Origin of the sequence: Streptomyces purpureus, from assembly GCF_014648195.1 — a bacterium.
Classification (GTDB): Bacteria; Actinomycetota; Actinomycetes; order Streptomycetales; family Streptomycetaceae; genus Streptomyces; species Streptomyces purpureus.
Window position 1 is genome coordinate 106,415 of the sequence record NZ_BMQQ01000017.1, and the last position, 15,443, is coordinate 121,857.

General features: G+C 74.0%; 14 protein-coding genes. 5 read left to right on the plus strand and 9 right to left on the minus strand.

Features of this window, described 5'->3' with window-relative positions:
* Positions 1 to 23: 23 nt before the first annotated feature.
* Both mycP and IEZ01_RS21680 read right to left on the minus strand, forming a co-directional pair.
* Complete coding sequence (gene mycP / locus IEZ01_RS21675) at positions 24 to 1,184, minus strand: type VII secretion-associated serine protease mycosin (RefSeq protein WP_189203253.1); 1,161 nt, start codon at positions 1,182 to 1,184, stop codon at positions 24 to 26.
* Complete coding sequence (locus IEZ01_RS21680; RefSeq protein WP_019884948.1) at positions 1,181 to 2,050, minus strand: hypothetical protein; 870 nt, start codon at positions 2,048 to 2,050, stop codon at positions 1,181 to 1,183. Before IEZ01_RS21680 ends, mycP begins: the two co-directional genes overlap by 4 nt.
* Positions 2,051 to 2,799: 749 nt before the next feature.
* Here IEZ01_RS21680 and IEZ01_RS21685 point away from each other — a divergent pair.
* On the plus strand, positions 2,800 to 4,002 hold the full coding sequence (locus tag IEZ01_RS21685; protein WP_189203254.1) for an alanine racemase: 1,203 nt from the start codon (positions 2,800 to 2,802) through the stop codon (positions 4,000 to 4,002).
* Positions 4,003 to 4,026: 24 nt separating this feature from the next.
* Here the strand turns inward: IEZ01_RS21685 and IEZ01_RS21690 are convergent, their stop codons facing one another.
* From IEZ01_RS21690 to IEZ01_RS21705, 4 genes are all read right to left on the minus strand, one after another.
* On the minus strand, positions 4,027 to 4,917 hold the full coding sequence (locus IEZ01_RS21690) for a DUF2510 domain-containing protein (protein WP_019884951.1): 891 nt from the start codon (positions 4,915 to 4,917) through the stop codon (positions 4,027 to 4,029).
* Positions 4,918 to 5,092: 175 nt separating this feature from the next.
* Positions 5,093 to 5,884 (minus strand): 3-oxoacyl-ACP reductase, encoded by a 792-nt coding sequence (locus tag IEZ01_RS21695; RefSeq protein WP_189203255.1) that lies wholly within the window; start codon positions 5,882 to 5,884, stop codon positions 5,093 to 5,095.
* A gap of 5 nt (positions 5,885 to 5,889) precedes the next feature.
* Positions 5,890 to 7,269: an aldehyde dehydrogenase family protein gene (locus IEZ01_RS21700; protein WP_019884953.1), complete on the minus strand. Its 1,380-nt coding sequence runs from the start codon at positions 7,267 to 7,269 to the stop codon at positions 5,890 to 5,892.
* A gap of 8 nt (positions 7,270 to 7,277) precedes the next feature.
* Complete coding sequence (locus tag IEZ01_RS21705; RefSeq protein WP_189203256.1) at positions 7,278 to 8,642, minus strand: glutamine synthetase family protein; 1,365 nt, start codon at positions 8,640 to 8,642, stop codon at positions 7,278 to 7,280.
* Positions 8,643 to 8,720: 78 nt separating this feature from the next.
* Between IEZ01_RS21705 and IEZ01_RS21710 the strand changes: the two genes are divergently transcribed.
* The 3 genes from IEZ01_RS21710 to IEZ01_RS21720 all read left to right on the plus strand — a co-directional run bounded on the left by IEZ01_RS21710 (position 8,721) and on the right by IEZ01_RS21720 (position 11,857).
* Positions 8,721 to 9,494: a FadR/GntR family transcriptional regulator gene (locus IEZ01_RS21710; protein WP_019884955.1), complete on the plus strand. Its 774-nt coding sequence runs from the start codon at positions 8,721 to 8,723 to the stop codon at positions 9,492 to 9,494.
* A gap of 191 nt (positions 9,495 to 9,685) precedes the next feature.
* Positions 9,686 to 11,128, plus strand: coding sequence for an ethanolamine permease (gene eat / locus IEZ01_RS21715; protein WP_019884956.1), 1,443 nt, complete (start codon positions 9,686 to 9,688; stop codon positions 11,126 to 11,128).
* A gap of 42 nt (positions 11,129 to 11,170) precedes the next feature.
* Positions 11,171 to 11,857 (plus strand): gamma-glutamyl-gamma-aminobutyrate hydrolase family protein, encoded by a 687-nt coding sequence (locus IEZ01_RS21720; RefSeq protein ID WP_189203257.1) that lies wholly within the window; start codon positions 11,171 to 11,173, stop codon positions 11,855 to 11,857.
* Between the two features lie 173 nt (positions 11,858 to 12,030).
* Here IEZ01_RS21720 and IEZ01_RS21725 read toward each other — a convergent pair whose 3' ends face one another.
* Complete coding sequence (locus IEZ01_RS21725) at positions 12,031 to 12,942, minus strand: LysR family transcriptional regulator (protein ID WP_019884958.1); 912 nt, start codon at positions 12,940 to 12,942, stop codon at positions 12,031 to 12,033.
* 70 nt (positions 12,943 to 13,012) lie between these two features.
* Between IEZ01_RS21725 and IEZ01_RS21730 the strand changes: the two genes are divergently transcribed.
* A complete protein-coding gene (locus IEZ01_RS21730; RefSeq protein WP_189203258.1) occupies positions 13,013 to 14,158 on the plus strand; it encodes a TDT family transporter in 1,146 nt (381 codons plus the stop codon).
* On the opposite strand, the gene IEZ01_RS21735 is transcribed toward IEZ01_RS21730, so the two are convergent.
* Positions 14,097 to 14,801 (minus strand): helical backbone metal receptor, encoded by a 705-nt coding sequence (locus IEZ01_RS21735; protein WP_019884961.1) that lies wholly within the window; start codon positions 14,799 to 14,801, stop codon positions 14,097 to 14,099. The two genes, IEZ01_RS21730 and IEZ01_RS21735, sit on opposite strands and share 62 nt — an antisense overlap.
* Positions 14,798 to 15,355 carry a helix-turn-helix domain-containing protein gene (locus tag IEZ01_RS21740; RefSeq protein ID WP_028797335.1) on the minus strand — a complete coding sequence of 186 codons (558 nt, stop codon included), beginning with the start codon at positions 15,353 to 15,355 and terminating at the stop codon, positions 14,798 to 14,800. The genes IEZ01_RS21735 and IEZ01_RS21740 overlap by 4 nt, the downstream gene beginning before the upstream one ends.
* Positions 15,356 to 15,443 lie beyond the last annotated feature (88 nt).

Consider the following 15,443-nt stretch of genomic DNA (forward strand, 5'->3'; position numbering starts at 1 on the left):
AGCCTAACGGGTGGCCCCCGGCGTCAGACGCGGCGGCCTCGGCGCCACAGCAGCACGGCGGTGATCAGGAACACGGTGCCGACGGCGGCCGCCGCGGGGGCGAGCAGTCCGGGGGCGGAGTCGTCGGCGACGGCGCGGGCCGGGCCGGGGCCGAAGTACTGCTGGCGGTAGCCGGCCGTGGCGGCCTTGGGGTCGCCGGGGCGCAGGGAGCGGGCGGCCTTGAGGGCGGCGGCAGGGTCGACGGTGCCGTACCCCTTGGCGTCGCTGCGGCCGCCTTCGGGGCGGCCCCGGGCGGTGTCCCGCAGCAGCTTCTTGATCTGGGCGGGGGTGAGGTCGGGGTGGGCGGAGCGGACCAGGGCGACGGCGCCGGAGACGAAGGCGGCGGCGGCGCTGGTGCCCCAGCCGGAGTAGTACTTGCGGTCCGGGTCGGGGATGACGATGTCGACGCCGGGGGCGGAGACGGTGGCGTACCAGCGGCGGGTGGAGAAGGCGGCGTGGGTGCCGAAGCGGTCGACGGCGGTGACCGCGATGACGCCGGGGTAGGCGGCCGGGTAGGAGATGTGGTCGCCCTTCTCGCCGCCGTTGCCGGCGGAGGCGACGACGACGGCGCCCTTGGCGAGGGCGTACTGCACGGCGGCGTCCTCCCCGGCTTCGGGGTGGGCGGATTCACTGTCGTCGCCGAGGGAGAGGTTGATGACGTCGGCGCCGTGGTCGACAGCCCAGCGGATGCCGTCGGCGAGGGCGCTGCCGCGGGTGGCGCGGGCCTTCTTGCGGGCCGGGTCGCTGCCTTCGAGGATCACGCGGACCGGCAGGATCTTCGCCTCGGGGGCGATGCCGAGGACACCGTCCTGGCGGCCGGGGCCGTGTCCGTGGCCGGCGATGATGCCGGCCATGGCGGTGCCGTGGCGGGCCCAGGAGCGGTCGCCGCGGCCCGCGCCGAAGCCGATGAGGTCGTGGCCGGGCAGGACGTTGCCCGTGAGGTCGGGGTGGCCGGCGTCGACTCCGGTGTCGAGGACGGCGACGGTGACCCCGCGGCCCTTGGCGGTGCGCCAGGCCTCCTGGGTGTGCAGGGCCTCAAGGCCCCACTGCTGGGTGCGGATGCCGTCGGCGTGGGCGGGGGTGGCGGCGGGGAGCACGGCGAGGACGGCGGCGGTGAGGACCGCGGCGGCGCGAAGGCGTCTCACTGGGGATCCTTCGTGGCCGTGGCGACGGTCTTGCGCAGGCCGCGTTCGATCCGGTCGGTGATGCCCTTGGCCTCGTGGCCGAGGCCGGACTGGGCGGGGGCGGTGGTCTGGCCGGCGGCCATGGCCTCGTCGGCGGGCTGTGGGTCGGTGACGGGGCGGGCGTCGGCGAAGCCGGAGACGGAGTAGACGACGACCGGCACGTCGGTGAGGACGCGCACCCACCAGCTCGCCCGCTGCCGGTCGCCGAACCCGGCGGCGACGGTGCCGGGGGCGGGGAGCGTACGGGGCATCAGGTCGGCGCGTTCCTGCAGGCCGCTCTCGGCGAACCGGGTGTTCAGCGCACGCATGGCGTCGGGCTCGGCCTCGGTGAAGACCATGCCGACGGTGGTGACGTGGCTGGAGGTGGCGTCGGTGTAGGTGGCGCGCAGGACACGCAGGCAGCCGACCGGCTGGAGGGTCTTGACCAGCAGGGGGTCGAGAGCTCCGGCGCACGGCCCGTCGGGGGCGACGGCGATCCGGGTCCAGACCCGGTCGGCGCCGCCCGGACCGGCGCCGTCGCCCTTGAGGGTGGGCGGGAAGAGCCGGTCGACGGGGACGCTGTGCCAGAGAGTGCGGGCTTCGCCGTAGCCGGCGGGGCGGGCGGGCCCGGCGGCGGAGTCGCCGGTGAGCCAGCTGCCGGTGGCGGCCCCGGCGAGCAGCCCGAGCCCGAGGACGACGCAGACCACGGCGGCGGCGGTCACCCCGGGCCGCCGCTTGCGGCCGGAAGCGGCCGGAGGCCGGGACGGCGCGTCGTACGGGGACGGGGGCTCGTACGCGGGTACGGGCCGCAGCCGGGTCGTCGTCTCGACCGGCGCCTGCGGGGGCACCTCGGGCGGCAGCGGGCCGGGGTGCGTGGGGCGGGGCGGGGTGCTGGGCGCGGGGGCGGTCGGGGGCGCGGCGGGAGCTGCCTCACCGGGCGCGCGGCGCGGCGGAGTGCTCGGCGCGGGCGATGTCGGGCGGGGCACGGGCCCCGTTGTGGGCATACGTTCCGCACGGCTGGGGGTCCCCCCGGACGAAGTCTGGGGGTGGGTGGGTACAACGCCCACGACGGCGGGCGCGCCCGGCGGGGTGCTCGGCGCGGCGGGACGGGGCGGGTACGGGGGCGGGGCGGCAGCCGGGGCGGGAGGCCGCGGCGGGGCGGCTGGGGCGGCACCCGGCAAGGGTGCGGCGGGGGCTGGCCCACTGGGCGCGGGGGTCCGGGGCGCGGACTGGGCGCTCGGCCGGTACACGGACGGCGCGGGGCGCGGCGGGAGGCTCGGCGCGGGCGCGGACGGCGCCGGGGGCGTGGTGCTCGGGGCGGCCGGGGTACTGGCGCCCGGCGGGGGGTCCGCGGGGAGGAGGGCCTCCGTGATGCGCGAGGCGGGGCGTCGTGCCTCCGTGCTCATCACGCCCCCCTGGTCGCCGTCGTGCCTTCCGTCCCGCCCGCCGATCGCCTTCCGGGGCAGGCCGGTTCGGCGGTGCGGCCCCGTCACTCTACGGGTTGCGGAGCGCCCGGCGGCAACGCGAGTGACGGGGCGGGGCATCTGACCGGTACGTCCCCCTACCCTCGGGTAATGCGGTCTGGCAAGCTCGGGCCATGACTCCCCGTGCCGCCGACCGAGCCCGGTACGACCGGGCCACCGCCCACCTTGACGCGCCGCTGGCCGTGGTGGATTTGGAGGCGTTCGACGCGAACGCGGACGATCTCGTGCGCCGGGCCGGCGGGAAGCCGGTGCGGGTGGCGAGCAAGTCGGTGCGCTGCCGGGCGCTGCTGGAACGGGTGCTGGCGCGGGACGGGTTCGTCGGGATCATGTCGTTCACGCTGGACGAGTCGCTGTGGCTGGCCCGGGCCGGCTTCGAGGACGTCCTGCTGGCCTATCCGTCCGTGGACCGGGGCGGCTTCGCGGAGCTGGCCGCCGATGCCAAGCTCGCCGCGGCGGTGACCGTGATGGTGGACGATCCGGCGCAGCTGGAGCTGATCGACCGGGCGCGGGGCGGCGGGGCCGAGGAGATCCGGGTCTGTCTGGAGCTGGACACGTCGCTGCGGCTGCTGGGCGGGCGGATACGGGTCGGGGCGCGGCGCTCGCCGCTGCGGGAGCCCGCGCAGCTGGCGGAGCTGGCCCGGTCGGTGGCGCGCAGGCCCGGGTTCCGGCTGGTGGGGCTGATGGCGTACGAGGGGCATGTCGCCGGGGTCGGGGACGCGCTGGCGGGGCGGCCGGTGCGGTCGCGGGCGATCCGGCTGATGCAGACCGCCGCGCGCCGGGAGCTGGCGGCCCGCCGGGCGGCGGTGGTCCGGGCGGTGCGGGCGGTGGCCCCGGATCTGGAGTTCGTGAACGGGGGCGGCACGGGCAGCGTGCAGCACACCGCGGCGGAGGAGGCGGTGACCGAGATCGCCGCCGGTTCGGGACTGTTCGCGCCGAGGCTCTTCGACAACTACACGTCGTTCTCGGCGCGTCCGGCCGCGCTGTTCGCGCAGCCGGTGGTGCGCCGGCCCGGGGTGGGCGTGGTGACCGTGCTCGGCGGCGGCTATCCGGCGTCGGGGGCGGCGGGCGTGGACCGGCTGCCGGTGCCGTACCTCCCGGAAGGGCTGCGCTACGACCCCATGGAGGGGCCGGGCGAGGTGCAGACGCCGCTGCTCGGGGCCGCCGCCGACGATCTGCTGGTCGGGGACAAGGTGTGGTTCCGGCACGCCAAGGCGGGCGAGCTGTGCGAGCGGTTCGACCGGCTGCATCTGATCGAGGGCGACCGGGCCACGGGCGAGGTGCCGACGTACCGCGGCGAGGGCCGTACGTTCCTGTAGCCGGGCCGTACATGCCCGGGTCGGTCAGGGGCCGATGCTGCTGCCCACCCCGCCGCCGGTGGAGCTGCCGATGGGCTTGATGCCCCGCATGATCTCGTCCATCGCCGACAGCGGCGGGCCGTCCGGTCCGGCGTCGAAGGCGAAGCGGACGACGACCGGTGACTCGCTGCCGAGGGACGAGGGGAAGACGAGGGACTGGACGTATCCGCCGGGGCCCTTGCCGGTGATCACCCGCCAGCGCACGAGGTAGCCGGTGCGGCCGGCGACCACGGCGGGGCGGGCGGCGACGACGGTGTGGGAGCGGATGCCGCCGTGGATGCGGTTGCCGAGGGCGTCCTCGCCGTAGGCGGCCTTGGCGGCCGTGGCGATGTCTTCCTTGGCGAGGGCCTCGGGGGTGGTGGCGGCGGTGCCGGAGACCGAACGGGAGGAGACCGTGCCGCGGTCGCAGTACCGGCTGGTGTCGCCCGGGCACTCGTAGCTCTCGTCGGTGGTGACGGTCGCGACGTCGTCGAGGGTGTTCTCCGGTTTCTTCCAGCCCTTGAGGATGGGCAGGGTGATGCCGTTGAGCTGGTCGGTGACGTGGGTGGGGTCCTCGGTCGGCGAGGGTGACGGTGTCGGCGCGGCGGCCGAGGTCACCGCCGGCGCGGGGGCGCTGGAGGTGGCGACGGGCGGCGGGGGCTCGTCGCCTCCGCCGTTCAGGAGCAGGACGCCGCCGATGACGGCGGGGACGACGAGCAAGGCCCCGATCACGGCGGCCGTGCCGCGCCCGGACGGGGCATTGGGCGCCGGCCGCACCGGCATGGCCAGGGTCGCCGGGAGGGGGCGGGTGTGGGCGGTCCAGGCGGCGCCGTCCCACCAGCGTTCGGTGCCGGGGGCGCCCTGGTCCGCGTACCAGCCCGGAGGGGGTCCCCCCATGCCGCCAGGCGTGGAGGGCGGGGTCGTCATGCTCATCCGGTCACCCTAGAGGGCGACTTCGGGGCCCGTACACCGGCCTGGGGAGCACGGCGGCCGGGCGTCCGGGGACGCCCGGCCGCCGGTGGGGGGTGTGGGGGGTGGGGAGGGGTGGCGGCGGTCCGGGGAGGGACCGGGGTTAGAGCGGCGTGACGTACGCGCCGGAGATACCGCCGTCGACGAGGAAGTCGGTGGCGTTGATGAAGGAGGAGTCGTCGCTGGCGAGGAAGGCGACGGCGGCGGCGATCTCGTCGGCCTCGGCGAACCGGCCGACGGGGATGTGCACCAGACGGCGCGCGGCCCGCTCGGGGTCCTTGGCGAACAGTTCCTGCAGGAGCGGGGTGTTGACCGGGCCCGGGCACAGGGCGTTGACGCGGATGCCCTCGCGGGCGAACTGCACGCCGAGTTCGCGGGACATGGCGAGCACGCCGCCCTTGGAGGCGGTGTAGGAGATCTGGGAGGTGGCCGCGCCCATGATGGCGACGAAGGAGGCGGTGTTGATGATGGAGCCCTTGCCCTGGCGCCGCATGTAGGGGATGGCGGCCTTGCAGCAGAGGTAGACGGAGGTGAGGTTGACGTCCTGGACGCGCTTCCACGCCTCGAGACCGGTCTCCAGGATGGAGTCGTCGTCGGGGGGCGAGATGCCGGCGTTGTTGAAGGCGATGTCGACGCTGCCGTAGGTGTCGTACGCGGTCTTGAAGAGCGCCTCGACCTCGTCGGGGTCGGTGACGTCGACGCGGACGAACGTTCCGCCGACCTCCTCGGCGGCGGCCTTGCCGGCGGTCTCGTCGACGTCGCCGCAGACGACGTGGGCGCCCTCGGCGGCGAGGCGGCGGGCGGTGGCGAGGCCGATGCCGCTGCCGGCGCCGGTGATGACGGCGGTACGGCCGACCAGGCGGCGGCAGACGGTCTCTTCGGTGCGGTCGGTCATGTGGTTCAGGCCTCCGTGCTGATGAAGACGTTCTTGGTTTCGGTAAAAGCGGTGAGGGCGTCGGGGCCGAGCTCGCGGCCGAGGCCGGACTGCTTGTAGCCGCCGAAGGGGGTCCAGTAGCGCACGCTGGAGTGGGAGTTGACGGAGAGGTTGCCGGCCTGGACGGCTCGGGAGACGCGCAGGGCGCGGCCGATGTCCCGGGTCCACAGGGAGCCGGAGAGTCCGTAGTCGGTGGCGTTGGCGAGCCGTACGGCGTCCTCCTCGTCCTCGAAGGGCAGGACGACGGCGACGGGGCCGAAGATCTCCTCGGTGGCGCAGGGGGCGTCCTCGGGCAGGCCGGTGAGGACGGTGGGCGGGAACCAGAAGCCGGGTCCTTCGGGTGCGGTGCCGCGGATGCCCGGGAGGTCGTCGGTGACATAGGACCGTACGCGGTCCAGTTGCACGCGCGAGATCAGCGGCCCCATCTGGGTCTTCTCGTCGGCCGGGTCCCCGACGACGATCTCTTCGACCGCGGGGGCGAGCAGGTCGAGGAAGCGGTCGTACACGCCGCGCTGGACGAGGATGCGGGTGCGGGCGCAGCAGTCCTGGCCGGCGTTGTCCAGGAAGGCCATGGGGGCGGCGGCCGCGGCGGTTTCGAGGTCGGCGTCGGCGAAGACGATGTTGGGGCTCTTGCCGCCGAGTTCCAGGGTCACGCGCTTCACCAGGTCGGCGCTCTTCGCCATGATCTGCTTGCCGACACGGGTGGAGCCGGTGAAGACGATCTTGGCGACGCCGGGGTGTTCGACGAGGGCGTTGCCGGTGACGGCCCCTTCGCCGGGCAGGACCTGGAAGAGGTGCTCGGGCAGCCCTGCCTCAAGGGCGAGTTCGGCCAGGCGCAGGGCGGTGAGCGGGGTGGTCTCGGCGGGTTTGAGGATGACCGCGTTGCCTGCCGCGAGGGCGGGGGCGGTGCCCCAGGCGGCGATCGGCATGGGGAAGTTCCAGGGCGCGATGACGCCGACGACGCCGAGGGGTTCGAGGAGAGTGATGTCGATGCCGCCGGCGACGGGGATCTGGCGGCCGCTGAGGCGTTCCACTCCCCCGGCGGCGAAGTCGAGCAGGTCGCGGACGTTGCCGGCTTCCCAGCGGGCGTTGCCGAGTGTGTGGCCGGCTTCGCGGACCTCCAGGAGGGCGAGTTCCTCGATGTGGTCGTCGACGACGGCGGCGAAGCGGCGCAGCAGCCGGGCACGGTCGGCGGGCGCGGCGGCGGCCCAGCCGCGCTGGGCCGCGGTGGCCCGTACGACCGCGACGTCGACGTCGGCGGCGGAGGCACCCGGGACGGTGGCGACGGTCTCCTCGGTGGCCGGGTTCAGTACGTGAAGGAGGGAGGGGGGGTGCTCGTACGACACGTCGTTCCTCACATGCGTTCGAAGGAGCGGCGAAGCTCCCAGTCGGTCACCGCGGCGTCGAAGGCGTCGAGTTCCACGCGGGCCATGTTGCGGTAGTGGGCGACCACCTCGTCGCCGAAGGCGGCCTTGGCGATGGGGCTGGTCTCCCAGAGTTCGGCGGCCTCGCGCAGGGTGGTGGGGACGTGCGCGTAGTCGCCGGTGTAGGCGTTGCCCTCGCAGGCGTCGGGGAGTTCGAGCTGCTGCTCGATGCCGTGGAGTCCGGCGGCGATGAGGCCGGCGACGGCGAGGTGGGGGTTGACGTCGCCGCCGGGGAGGCGGTTCTCGAAGCGCATCGAGCGGCCGTGGCCGACGACGCGCAGGGAGCAGGTGCGGTTGTCGTAGCCCCAGGCGACGGCTGTGGGGGCGAAGGAGCCGGGCTGGAAGCGCTTGTAGGAGTTGATGTTGGGGGCGTAGAGGAGGGAGAAGTCGCGCAGGGCGGCGAGCTGTCCGGCGAGGAAGTGACGCATGACCGGTGACATGCCACCGGGTCCGTCGCCTGCCATCACATTGCGCCCCGTACCGTCCTGGAGCGAGAGGTGGATGTGGCAGGAGTTGCCTTCGCGTTCGTTGTACTTGGCCATGAAGGTGAGCGAGACGCCCTCCTGCGCGGCGATCTCCTTGGCCCCGGTCTTGTAGACGGCGTGCTGGTCGCAGGTGACGAGGGCCTCGTCGTACTTGAAGGCGATCTCGTGCTGGCCTGGGTTGCACTCGCCCTTGGCGGACTCGACGGTCAGGCCGGCCGCGGCCATCTCGTTGCGGATCCGGCGCAGCAGCGGCTCGACGCGGCCGGTGCCGAGGACCGAGTAGTCGACGTTGTACTGGTTGACCGGGGTCAGGTCCCGGTAGTTCGCGTCCCAGGCCTGCTCGTAGGTGTCCTTGAAGACGATGAACTCGAGTTCGGTGCCGACGTGGGCGGTCCAGCCGTGTGCGGCGAGGCGCTCCAGCTGGTGGCGGAGGATCTGGCGGGGGGCGGCGACGACGGGTGAGCCGTCGTTCCAGGCGAGGTCGGCGACGAGCATCGCCGTGCCCTCGTTCCAGGGGACGCGGCGCAGGGTGGTCAGATCGGGGCGCATGGCGAAGTCGCCGTAGCCGCGATCCCAGGAGGACATGGCGTAGCCGTCGACGGTGTTGAGGTCCACGTCCACGGCGAGGAGGTAGTTGCAGCCCTCGGTGCCGTGCTCCAGTACCTCGTCGAGGAAGAAGGGTGCGGCGAACCGCTTGCCCTGGAGCCGCCCTTGCATGTCGGGGAAGGCCAGGACGACTGTGTCGATCTCACCGGTCGCGACGAGGGCACGGAGCTCCTCGACGGCGAGCGGGGGTTTGCGGTCTGCCACGGGATGGTGCCTCCTTGGGTCAGCCGGGAGCCATAAGGTATTGCCGAAGACCATTGCTTGGGAAGGGGAAACGGCAACGTGACCAGGACGAGTGATACGGCGGGCGCGGCGGCGGACGGCGCGGGCGACCACGCCACCGAGGGACCGGACCGGCTGACACCGGTCCTGCGGCCGGTGCGGGCGGGCAACGGTTTCGAGGAGGCACTGGAGCAGATCCTGCAGGTCGTACGGCTCGGACTGGTGCCCGGCGGGGAGCGGCTGCCGGCCGAGCGGGAGCTGGCGGAGCGGATGGGGATCAGCCGGGTCACGCTGCGCGAGGTGCTCAAGGTGCTCCAGGAACAGGGGCTCGTGGAGAGCCGCCGTGGCCGGTACGGCGGGACGTTCGTGCGCCGGCGCCCGCAGACGGCCGGCGAGGAGGAGCTGCGCCGCCGGATCGCGGCGGTGGACATCGAGGACACGCTGCGTTTCCGGGAGGTCCTTGAGGTGGGCGCGGCCGGGCTGTGCGCGGCGCACGGGCTGCCCGAGGAGGGCGCCGAGCGGCTGCGTACGGCGCTGGCGGCGACCCACGACGCGGAGCTGGGCGACTACCGCAGGCAGGACACGCTGCTGCATCTGACGATCGCCGAGCTGTCCGGGTCGCCGACCCTGACGGCTCAGTACGCGGCGGTCCGGGCGACGGTGAACGACCTGCTGGACTGCATCCCGCTGCTCGTACGGAACCTGGAGCACTCCCAGCACCAGCACACGGCGCTGGTCGAGGCGATCCTCGACGGCGACGCGGACGGGGCGCGTGAGGTGATGCGGGAGCACTGCGGGGGTACGGCGGCGCTGCTGCGCGGCTTCCTCACGTGAGGGGCGGGCGGGCTCGGGGGCGGGCGGGCTCCCCCACCGGAAAGGCGCGCGGTCTTCGGGCTTCCTCACCTGGAAGGCACGCGGCCACCCGCCGTCACGTAACCCGAAAGTAACGCACGGGTCTTGCGTTCCAGCCACCCCGGCGCAAAGGTATGGTCCCATTCCATTGGGCCCGACGCGGGAGCTCTGCCATGACGCTGGAAGACACCACCGGGAGCGCCACACCACCCGACGACTACCTCAAGCGGCGGGCCCTGCGGCGCGGCAGCGCCGGCTGGCTGCTGCTCACCGGACTCGGCGTCGCCTACGTCGTCTCCGGCGACTTCTCCGGCTGGAACATCGGACTGTCCAAGGGCGGCTTCGGCGGACTCGCCGTCGCCACCCTCCTGATGGGCGCGATGTACGCCTGTCTGGTCTTCGCGCTCGCGGAGCTGTCGGCGATCCTGCCCACCGCGGGCGGCGGATACGGCTTCGCGCGCCGGGCGCTCGGCACCTGGGGCGGCTTCCTCACCGGCACCGCGATCCTCATCGAGTACATCCTCGCCCCGGCCGCGATCTCGATCTTCATCGGCGACTACGTCGAATCGCTGGGCCTCTTCGGCCTGGAGTCCGGCTGGCCGGTCTACCTCGCCTGCTTCGCCATCTTCATCGGGATCCATCTCTGGGGCGTCGGCGAGGCCCTGCGCTTCAGCCTGATCGTGACGGCGATCGCGGTGGCCGCGCTACTGATCTTCGCGCTCGGCGCGCTCGGCGACTTCCAGGCCGGCGGCCTCGACGACATCCCGGTCGACGAGAACGCCTACGGCGCCAACTCCTGGCTGCCGTACGGGCTGCTGGGGATCTGGGCGGCGTTTCCGTTCGGCATGTGGTTCTTCCTCGGGGTCGAAGGAGTGCCGCTCGCCGCGGAGGAGGCCAAGGACCCGGTCCGCTCGATGCCGAAGGCGCTCGCCCTGTCCATGTCGATCCTGGTCCTGCTCGCGGTGGTGACCTTCTTCGCCGCGACCGGCGCCCAGGGCGCGGCGGCCATCCAGGAGGCGGGGAACCCGCTGGTGGTGGCGCTCCAGGGGGACGGCGAGCCGACGGCGCTCAGCCGCTTCGTCAACTACGCGGGCCTGGCCGGGCTCGTGGCGTCGTTCTTCTCGCTCATCTACGCCGGTTCGCGGCAGCTCTTCGCGCTCTCCCGGGCCGGTTACCTGCCCCGCTTCCTCTCCCTGACGAGCCGTCGCAAGTCGCCGTACCTCGGTCTGCTGATCCCGGGCGCGATCGGTTTCGCGCTGGCGGCGGGCACCGGGAACGGGGCGCGGATGCTGAACATCGCGGTGTTCGGCGCGACGATCAGCTACGCCCTGATGGCGCTCTCGCACATCGTGCTGCGGCGCCGCGAACCGCACCTGGAGCGGCCGTACCGCACCCCCGGCGGGGTGGTGACGTCGTCCGTGGCGTTCGTCCTCGCCCTGTCGGCGCTGGTGGCGACGTTCCTGGTGGACCGGGAGGCGGCGTTCATGGCACTCGGGGTCTATGCGATCGCCCTCGCCTACTTCGCGTTCTACAGTCGGCACCGCCTGGTGGCCGGTGCCCCCGAGGAGGAGTTCGCGGCGCTGGCCGCGGCCGAGGCCGAACTGACGCGTGACTGACCCTCTCCGTACTTCGTACGGACCGTTCTGGAGGCACGACCCGTGACCCTGCCGCTCATCGGTGTGACGACCTATCTGGAGGATTCCGCCCGCTGGAGCGTGTGGGACCTGCCGGCGGCGCTGCTGCCGGCCGGGTACCCGCGGCTCGTGCAGGCCTCGGGAGGTCTCGCGGCGATGCTCCCGCCGGACGACCCGGCCCGCGCGGCCGAGGCGGTGGCCCGGCTGGACGGCCTGGTGGTGGCAGGCGGCGCGGACGTGGAGCCCGTACGGTACGGGGCCGAGCCGGAGCCCCGTACCGGCCCGCCCGCCCGGGAGCGGGACTCCTGGGAACTGGCCCTGATCGACGCCGCTCTCGCCGCCGACACCCCGCTGCTCGGGATCTGCCGCGGCATGCAGCTGCTGAACGTGGCGCTCGGCGGCACGCTCGTCCAGCACATCGACGGCCACGCGGTCGAGTTGGGCGTCTTCGGCAGCCACTCCGTGACGCCGGTGCCGGACACGCTTTACGCCTCACTGGTGCCGGAGGCCACCTCCGTCCCCACGTACCACCATCAGGCGGTCGACCACCTCGGCAAGGGCCTGACGGTCGGCGCCTACGCGGAGGACGGCATGGTCGAGGCGGTCGAACTCCCCGGCGAGCAGTGGGTCCTGGGCGTTCAGTGGCACCCGGAGATGGGCGAGGACCGGCGGGTGATGCGGGGCCTGGTCGCCGCGGCGGGCGCGCGCTGAAGGCGCTGGGACGGGTGGGGGCGGGTGCGCGGGCGCCCGGCGATGGGTGCTCCGTCCCGCCGCCCGGCCTCATGCCACCCCGCCCCGGGCGCTCCGTGCCGCCGCCGGCGTCATGCCGCCCGGTCCCGGGTGCCCGAGGAGCGCGGCTCCACCGCCGCCGGGCCTGCGGCCCCCTACGTACGGGTCAGGGCGAGCAGGTCCCGTGCCGGGCCCGTCGGGCGGGGGCCCGTCGGCCAGACCGCGCGCAGGTCGCGGGTGAGCCGGACGCCTTCGACCGGGATCTCGACCAGGCGGCGGGAGGCCAGCTCCTCGGCGACGGCCAGTTCGCTGAGGACCGCCGGCCCCGCGCCGCTGACGGCAGCCGCCTTGACCGCGGTGGTGGAGGCCAGTTCGAGCAGGGGTTCCGCGAGGCCGCCGTGGGCGGCGAGGGCCGAGTCGAGGACCTGCCGGGTGCCGGAGCCGCGCTCGCGCAGGATCAGCGGGGTGGCCGCCACCTCGGCGGGGGCGACCGGGCCCCGGCGGCGGGCCCAGCGGTGGCCGGGGGCCGTGACGACGGTCAGCCGGTCGTGGGCGACGACGACCCCGTCGAGGCCCTCCGGCACGGCCAGGCCCTCGACGAACCCGAGGTCCGCCTCGCCGCCGAGGAGCCGGGCCGCGACGGCCGAGGAATTACCGGCCAGCAGCGAGACGGCCGTGCCGGGGCGGGCCTGGCGCAGGGCGATGAGCCACCCCGGGAGCAGGTATTCGGCGATCGTCATGGAGGCCGCGACGCGCAGCCGTGAGTCCCGGCGGTCGCGCAGCGCCTGGGCGCCCGCGTCGAAGGCCTCCGCCGCCTCGACGATCCGCCGGGCCCAGTCGGTGACCAGGGCGCCCGCGTCGGTCAGCCGGGAGCCGCGGGGCGAGCGGTCCACGAGGGCGACGCCGAGCTGCCGTTCCATGGAGCGGATCCGGCTGCTCGCGGCGGGCTGGGTGATCCCGGTCTCCTTGGCCGCCCGGCCGAGGCTGCCGTGCCGGGCGACGGCGAGGAGCAGTTCGAGGGCGCCGAGGTCGGGGACCCGGTGGGACAGGGGTGCGTCGCTGCTCATAAACCCAGCTTATGACGGCATAGAGCGATGATCCCTGGTCGGGGCCCGGACCCGGCGAGACGGTGGGGGCATGGCAACAGTCGCTCAGCCCCGTACGTACCGCACCGCCGCACCCCCCAGGGCCAAGGCGCCTGGCGTACGGCACATCGGACCCAACTGGTACGCGACGGTGATGGGCACCGCGATCATCGCCAACGCGGGAGCGACCCTCCCCGTGGACGTGCCAGGTCTGCGGACCGCCTGCACCGTCGTGTGGGCGCTCTCCTTCGTGATGCTCCTGACCCTGCTCACCGCGCGCGTGCTGCACTGGACCCATCACCGAGACCGGGTCCGTGAACATCTGCTCGACCCGGCCGTGGCTCCGTTCTACGGCTGTCTGTCGATGGCGCTGCTCGCGGTCGGCGGCGGCACGATGATCGTGGGGCAGGACTGGATAGGGCAGCAGGCCGCGGTCGCCGTGAACGCGGTGCTGTTCACCGCCGGAACGGCGACAGGACTGGCCGCCGCGGTGGCGATCCCGTATCTGATGGTCGTCCACCACCGCGTCGAGAGCGCCTCCCCCGTCTGGCTGCTGCCCGTGGTCGCGCCGATGGTGTCCGCCGCGCTCGGACCGCTGCTGGTGCCGCATCTGCCCGCCGGGCAGTGGCAGCAGGCGATGCTGCTCGGCTGCTACGCGCTGTTCGGGCTGAGTCTGCTCGCCACGCTGGTGATGCTGCCGCTGGTCTTCGGGCGGCTGGTGACGGCCGGTCCGCTGCCCCTCGTGCTCACCCCCACGCTCTTCCTGGTCCTCGGGCCGCTGGGGCAGTCGACGACCGCGGTGAACAAGTTCGCGGACGTGGCGCCTGGTGTGCTGCCCGCGTCGTACGCCGAGGGGTTCACCGCCTTCGCGGTGATCTACGGGGTGCCCGTGATGGGCTTCGCCCTGCTGTGGCTGGCGCTGGCCGGTGCGATGGCGCTGCGCGCCCGCCGCCAGGGCATGGGGTTCGCGATGACCTGGTGGGCGTTCACCTTTCCCGTCGGAACCTGTGTGACCGGAGCCGAGGGGCTCGCCCTGCACACCGGCCTGGACGCGCTGCGCTGGCTCGCGGTCGGGCTGTACGTGGCGCTGGTGGCGGCCTGGGCGGTGGCCGGGGCGCACACCCTGCGCGGTCTGGTCAGCGGAGAGCTGCTCGCAGCACCCGGGGCGCCTCGGCCAGTGACGGCCCGTACCACGTGAGGTGGCGGCCGCTGACGAGCGCGGCGGGTACGGGCGCGAAGGCCTCCGGCCCGTCGTCGGCCGTGAAGCGGTACGGCTCGTCGGGCAGGACGACCAGATCGGCGCCGCTCGCGCGCAGTTCGTCGAGGGGGATGCGGGGGTAGCGCTCGGCGTGGCCGGCGTAGAGGTGGCGCACCCCGAGCCGGGCGAGCAGGTCGCCGGCGAAGGTGTCGCGGCCCAGCACCATCCAGGGGCGTCGCCAGACCGGCACGACCGCTGTCCGCGGCTCCAGCGGGGGAAGGTCCGTCCAGGCGGCCTCGGCGTCGTCGAGCCAGCGGGGCCGGGCGGGGACGGCGCAGGCGCGAAGCACCCGGTCGAGTTCGCGGAAGGCCTGGTCCAGGGTGCGGATCTCGGTGACGAGGACCTCGATGCCGGCGGCGCGCAGGGCGGCGAGGTCGGGGGCGCGGTTCTCCTCCTCGTTGGCGACGACGAGGTCCGGGCGCAGGGCGGTGATCGCGGCGAGGTCCGGGTTCTTGGTGCCTCTGACGCGTACGACGCCGAGGGAGGCGGGGTGGGTGCACCAGTCGGTGGCGCCGACCAGGACGCCGGGGGCGCTGACGGCGATCGCCTCGGTCAGCGAGGGGACGAGCGAGACGACCCTCATCGGTTGCCGGTGGTCTCGATGTGTTCGGCGACGGCCACCATGAGGATGCGGGTGGCGGGGTCGGTGGCGCGCCAGCGGTGGCGCACACCGCCCGAGAGGTAGAGCGTGTCGCCGCGCTCGAGGCGGTAGGCGCGGCCCTCGGCCTCGATCTCCACGGAGCCCTCGGCGACGTACATCAGCTCGTCGTTGCGGTGCAGGTACTCCCGGCCGGTGTCCTGTTCGCCGAGGAATTCCAGGGCCTGGAGCTGGTGGTGGCCGCGGACCAGGGGGCGTACTCCGGTGCCGGGCGAGAGGCCCATGTCGTCGCCGGAGCGTACGACGTCGACCGTACGGGCGCTGTCGGCTGCGGCGAGCAGCTCGACGGCGGTGGTGTCCAGGGCGTCGGCGACCCGCCGGAGCGAGCGCATGCTGGGGCGGGCCCGCTCGTTCTCGATCTGGCTGAGGAAGGGCACCGAGAGGCCGCTGCGCGCGGCGACCGCGGCCAGCGTCATATGGAGCGCTCTGCGTCTCCTCCGGACGGCGGCGCCCACCCGAAGCGTCTCCTTGTCGTCCATCTCTCCGGCTCCCTCCCTCTGCGTGGTGCCCGTCGTCGTCTCGTTCACTCGTCCACGCGCCCGTCCGCTTTCGTTCTCGTGTTCGCCC